The sequence below is a fragment of the Microcystis sp. M_OC_Ca_00000000_C217Col genome, from assembly GCF_007095585.1.
GTDB lineage: Bacteria > Cyanobacteriota > Cyanobacteriia > Cyanobacteriales > Microcystaceae > Microcystis > Microcystis panniformis.
This window is the reverse complement of the sequence record NZ_SFBV01000029.1, coordinates 1-4,247: the sequence shown is the minus strand read 5'-3', so window position 1 is coordinate 4,247 and position 4,247 is coordinate 1. Positions and strand designations below refer to the sequence as shown.

At 44.5% G+C, this 4,247-nt stretch carries 9 protein-coding genes; 2 read left to right on the top strand and 7 right to left on the bottom strand.

Going from position 1 to position 4,247, the window contains the following annotated elements:
- From EWV66_RS01620 to EWV66_RS01600, 5 genes are all read right to left on the bottom strand, one after another.
- On the bottom strand, window positions 1-521 hold a 521-nt coding region (locus tag EWV66_RS01620; RefSeq protein ID WP_287108323.1), incomplete at its 3' end, for a Uma2 family endonuclease.
- 64 nt (window positions 522-585) lie between these two features.
- Window positions 586-1,641 (bottom strand): 3-deoxy-7-phosphoheptulonate synthase, encoded by a 1,056-nt coding sequence (gene aroF / locus EWV66_RS01615; protein ID WP_002768581.1) that lies wholly within the window; start codon window positions 1,639-1,641, stop codon window positions 586-588.
- 58 nt (window positions 1,642-1,699) lie between these two features.
- The gene (locus tag EWV66_RS01610) at window positions 1,700-2,164 is read right to left on the bottom strand and encodes a PAM68 family protein (RefSeq protein WP_002763019.1); all 465 of its coding nucleotides are present in this window, start codon (window positions 2,162-2,164) and stop codon (window positions 1,700-1,702) included.
- A 24-nt stretch (window positions 2,165-2,188) separates the two neighbouring features.
- Complete coding sequence (rpsO, locus tag EWV66_RS01605) at window positions 2,189-2,458, bottom strand: 30S ribosomal protein S15 (protein WP_002738807.1); 270 nt, start codon at window positions 2,456-2,458, stop codon at window positions 2,189-2,191.
- Between the two features lie 43 nt (window positions 2,459-2,501).
- Window positions 2,502-2,696 carry a hypothetical protein gene (locus EWV66_RS01600; RefSeq protein WP_052275765.1) on the bottom strand — a complete coding sequence of 65 codons (195 nt, stop codon included), beginning with the start codon at window positions 2,694-2,696 and terminating at the stop codon, window positions 2,502-2,504.
- A gap of 43 nt (window positions 2,697-2,739) precedes the next feature.
- Between EWV66_RS01600 and EWV66_RS01595 the strand changes: the two genes are divergently transcribed.
- Both EWV66_RS01595 and EWV66_RS01590 read left to right on the top strand, forming a co-directional pair.
- A complete protein-coding gene (locus EWV66_RS01595) occupies window positions 2,740-3,069 on the top strand; it encodes an NAD(P)H-quinone oxidoreductase subunit M (protein ID WP_002768583.1) in 330 nt (109 codons plus the stop codon).
- 487 nt (window positions 3,070-3,556) lie between these two features.
- Window positions 3,557-3,718 (top strand): hypothetical protein, encoded by a 162-nt coding sequence (locus tag EWV66_RS01590; protein ID WP_155119788.1) that lies wholly within the window; start codon window positions 3,557-3,559, stop codon window positions 3,716-3,718.
- Window positions 3,719-3,730: 12 nt separating this feature from the next.
- Here EWV66_RS01590 and EWV66_RS01585 read toward each other — a convergent pair whose 3' ends face one another.
- Entirely contained in the window at window positions 3,731-3,964 is a 234-nt protein-coding gene (locus EWV66_RS01585; RefSeq protein WP_002763025.1) for a hypothetical protein, read from the bottom strand.
- Between the two features lie 158 nt (window positions 3,965-4,122).
- Window positions 4,123-4,247 (bottom strand): bluetail domain-containing putative surface protein (locus tag EWV66_RS01580; RefSeq protein ID WP_502705672.1); only part of this gene is annotated, 125 nt, incomplete at its 5' end.

Here is a 4,247-nt window from a genome sequence, read left to right as displayed (position 1 = left end):
CCTTCCTGATAACCCCCCTTTTCTAACCGATAAATGCGCCATATTTGTCCATTAAAACGCCATAATTCCGGCACTCCCAAACGGGCATAAAGTGCTAATTTATTAATATCCGTGTGGGTGATATCCACTTCCACCACTAAATCTGGGGGCGGATCTTCAGTTAAATTAATCCTTTTCCCCAGCACTTTAGCTTGATTTTGAATATAGTAGGCATTATCGGGTTCTGCTCCTCGTTCTAAATCTTCCCTAGCTAGAGTTGTGGAACCCATACTTTTAATTTTTAAACCCAATTCTACCACCAAAATCCGAATAAACAATCCGATTAATTCTCGATAAAACTCGTGTTCTTCTAGGGGCATAGTAATTTCTAAAGTGCCACGATCATAAAATAAATGGGCGCGATTATTTTCTCCTAGTGCCTGTAAAATTTGCTGATAGGATAACCAACTGAGATGATTAAAAACTACCCGTTTCTCACCCCTAATTTGCTCAGTATTTAACTCCAGAGGAACTGTCACCATAACTGCCCCGAAAAGCGAAATTTATGCCCAAAAAAGGGGGTTGACTCACCCCCTGATCATCTTATCAAACCAGTGCCGGAACCTGGGGCCAACGCCCGATCGCCTTACCAATGACCGCTAACTCCCGAGTTAATCGATCGAATCGGTCGGGGGTCAAGGATTGCGGCCCATCAGATAGGGCCTTTGCCGGGTTAGGATGTACCTCGATCATCAAGGAATCGGCCCCGGCTGCTAGGGAAGCCATGGCCATGGTCGGGACATATTCCCATTTACCCGTACCGTGGCTAGGATCGATCATGATCGGCAGGTGAGTTAAAGTTCTTAAAACGGGAATACAGGATAAATCTAGGGTATTGCGAGTATATTTACTGTCAAAGGTGCGGATACCGCGTTCGCAGAGAATAACATTGCTATTTCCTGCGGCGAGGATATATTCTGCCGCCATCAACCAATCTTCAATAGTGGCCGCCATGCCGCGCTTGAGTAGGACTGGTTTCGGTTGCGCTCCAACTTTTTTCAAGAGGGAAAAATTCTGCATATTGCGGGCTCCCACTTGCACCACGTCGGCTATTTCGACAATCTTAGGGAGATCCGCCGCGTCCATTACTTCCGTGATAATACCCAAACCACTGGCATCTCTAGCCGCCGCTAGTAATTCCAAAGCGCTTTCCCCGTGACCTTGGAAAGCATAGGGAGAAGTGCGGGGTTTGTAGGCACCCCCCCGGAGGAATTGCGCTCCGGCTGCCGCCACTCGTTTGGCAGTTTCCACGATCATGGCCTCATTTTCCACCGAACAGGGGCCGGCGACAATGCTAACGGGATGATTTCTGCCGATGGGGATAACACCGTTAGGAGTAGGGACTAAAACCTCGCTGTATTCCCCGTGACGGTATTCTAAACAGGCGCGTTTGAAGGGTTGTTCGACTCGCAGGACGGTTTCGATCCAAGGGCTTAATTCTTGGATTTGTAGGGGGTCTAATTCCCTGGTTTCTCCGACTAAACCGATGACAACTTTATGCTTACCGACGATTTTCTCGGGACTTAATCCCCATGCCTCGAATTCGGCACCGACGCGCTCGATTTCAATTTCCGGGGAACCAACTTTCATGACAACAATCATGGCATTAACCTTTTATTGTTTCCTTTAATCTCTATTGTTGACGATTTCTAGAGGTTATCTATTTTTCTTCCACTTCTTTTTTGCCGGACCGCCAGGCGGCGATCGTTCTGCCAAAATTAGCTTGAAATTCTTGCCATCCTAGCCAATCCCCCACCCGATCCTCATCCCAAGAAGCGGAGAAGATGCCATAACTCAGACCGATGAAACCTAGACCAAACAGGCTTAAACTGACGAGCATGGCGACGTAGGAAGGGATTTCGAGAAGATCGTGGCTAATAATCCAGTAGAAGCCAAAAAAGGAAGCTATCCCCAGTGCCGTCGGCAGGCCACAAAATACCGCCATCCGTTTGGCCATCCGTTGACTGACCACTTGCGGAATCGCCTTTAAGCTGGTTTCCTCGGAGCGATTTTTTAGGGGCGGTGGCACGGGACTAGGGGCAATTTTCGGGGTTTTTCGCTTATTTTGGCGCGGCTCAAAGGGGAGACGTTCTTTTTTCTCCGTCGATTTCGATTCAGAGGCCATGGTAGGGATGCAAAGGGGGTATGCTTAACGGCGAATTCCGAGACGACCAATCAGGGTTTGATAACGTTGTTGATCTTTCTTCTGGATATAGGTTAACAGTCCCCGACGACGACCGATCATCTGGAGTAATCCCCGACGGGAAGCATGGTCTTTCGGGTTAGCTTTCAGGTGTTCGGTCAGTTGGTTGATTCTCTCGGTTAAGAAAGCTACCTGTAACTCCGATGATCCTGTATCGGTTTCGTGGGCCTGATATTGGCTGATTAGTTCTTGTTTTTTGGTCTGGGTTAAGGCCATAGGACTCGTGATCTCTGCTTAAATACTGCAATCTATTATAGTATCACGTTTCTGGTCGATCCGTAAACATTGTTCGGGAGGCAGGGTGATAGGGTGATAGGGTGATAGGGTTTTGGGGTGATAGGGTGATGAGACAACTTCCCCACTTCCCCACTTCCCCACTTCCCCACTTCCCCACTTCCCCACTTCCCCACTTCCCCACTTCCCCACTTCCCCACACCCCATTGCCGCAAATCATGGCAAAATCTTAGACATAGCGTCTAACTTACCCTGAAGATTCCATGCTGTTAAAATCCACGACCCGTCATATTCGCATTTATACGGCTGAAGTAAAAAATAATCAATTAATCGAGAGTAACCATGTCTTGACTCTTGATGTGGATCCCGATAATGAATTTAATTGGGAAGAAGTGGCTCTCAATAAGGTTTATAGTAAGTTTGATGAATTGGTAGAGTCCTACAATGGGGAAGAACTGAGCGAATATAATCTCCGTCGCATCGGTTCAGATCTAGAACATTTTATCCGTTCTCTCCTGCAAAAAGGCGAAATTAGCTATAATCTCAATGCCAGAGTCCAGAACTATAGTATGGGTTTACCAAAATTAGGGTGAACAATTCCGCGTCAGTCCCCACCCGCACACCTAGAACTGTGTGGAAACGAGGTCTATACTGATAGAATATCCGCAAAATAGCCCTAAAAGTCTTGCCCGATAAGCATTTCACGATTCCATAAGCAAAAATTATCACACAAAGTCGAGAAGAGCCATTATACCAAATACAAAATGAATTACACAAGATTGGAGCAGCAAAGCAAGGAATCACAAATAGCTGAATTAGAGCTATTTATAAAAAGTGTAATGGATTCAAGAGAACTGAAACGAGCGCTCTTAGTAAAGATGTAGATGTCTCTCGAAGGTAAAACCTGTGAAGAAATCAGCAGAATACTCTGTGTCAAGCAATCTTTTATATATTACGGTCGAAATATATTTAAAATAAATAGAAGGAATTAGAATAGGATATAAAGGCTCGATCGGATATTTAACAGATGACCAGATAAATGAAGTGATCGGGTGGTTAAAAGCAAAGATTTATTGGAACATGGATGAATTAATCGATTATATCAGCCAACCTTATGCTGTTATTTACAAATCAAAACAAAGCTCTTATCATTTGTTTTTGCTGGCGAGTATAAGTGGTCAAAAATCTCAAAAAAGTCAGCCAAAATTTGAGCAAGAGTTAGTCGAAAATAAGAAGAAATAAATTCAGAAACTATTAGCTGAAAACAACGATGCAATATCCAGACTTCTTCTCCACTGAGTAACCAGACTTTATAGAGTTTGTCAGCGAAACGTTTTTTTGTCTTAAAGTCCAGAAAACGGGTTTCTCAAAGAAAACGGGTTTCTCAAAGAAAACGGGTTTCTCAATAGTTTCTTGAAGAAACCCGTTTTCTAGGTGACTTAATGCTTCTTTCCAGGGTTCATCATAATTGGCGGTTGTTGGGTTCATTTGAGTTGTCCGCTTACTCTTAGGTGTAAAGCGCGATAGCGTAACGCACCGATTTAATAATAGAGTTGGTGCGTTACGGCGGCTTGTTAATTTTGGTTTTTTGACGGAATTGATAGCCGCCTAACGCACCCTACGCCTTAGAAGGAGAGCTTAGACGCTTAGATAAAGAAATTACCCACTGGAATGTTCCCTAAAGCTGGTAAAGTACCAGTAAATCCGGTGATATTTATTAATAAATCATTGCTGGATTGGAAGCCAGCCGTGCTATCATTAATAACGAGAT

What these genes read in the sequence shown, in the direction of transcription:
- EWV66_RS01585 (WP_002763025.1), bottom strand. Translation starts at nt 3,964, where the DNA reads ATGAACCCAACAACCGCCAATTATGATGAACCCTGGAAAGAAGCATTA.
- EWV66_RS01610 (WP_002763019.1), bottom strand. Translation starts at nt 2,164, where the DNA reads ATGGCCTCTGAATCGAAATCGACGGAGAAAAAAGAACGTCTCCCCTTT.
- rpsO (WP_002738807.1), bottom strand. Translation starts at nt 2,458, where the DNA reads ATGGCCTTAACCCAGACCAAAAAACAAGAACTAATCAGCCAATATCAG.
- EWV66_RS01600 (WP_052275765.1), bottom strand. Translation starts at nt 2,696, where the DNA reads ATGATTTGCGGCAATGGGGTGTGGGGAAGTGGGGAAGTGGGGAAGTGG.
- EWV66_RS01595 (WP_002768583.1), top strand. Translation starts at nt 2,740, where the DNA reads ATGCTGTTAAAATCCACGACCCGTCATATTCGCATTTATACGGCTGAA.
- EWV66_RS01590 (WP_155119788.1), top strand. Translation starts at nt 3,557, where the DNA reads ATGGATGAATTAATCGATTATATCAGCCAACCTTATGCTGTTATTTAC.
- aroF (WP_002768581.1), bottom strand. Translation starts at nt 1,641, where the DNA reads ATGATTGTTGTCATGAAAGTTGGTTCCCCGGAAATTGAAATCGAGCGC.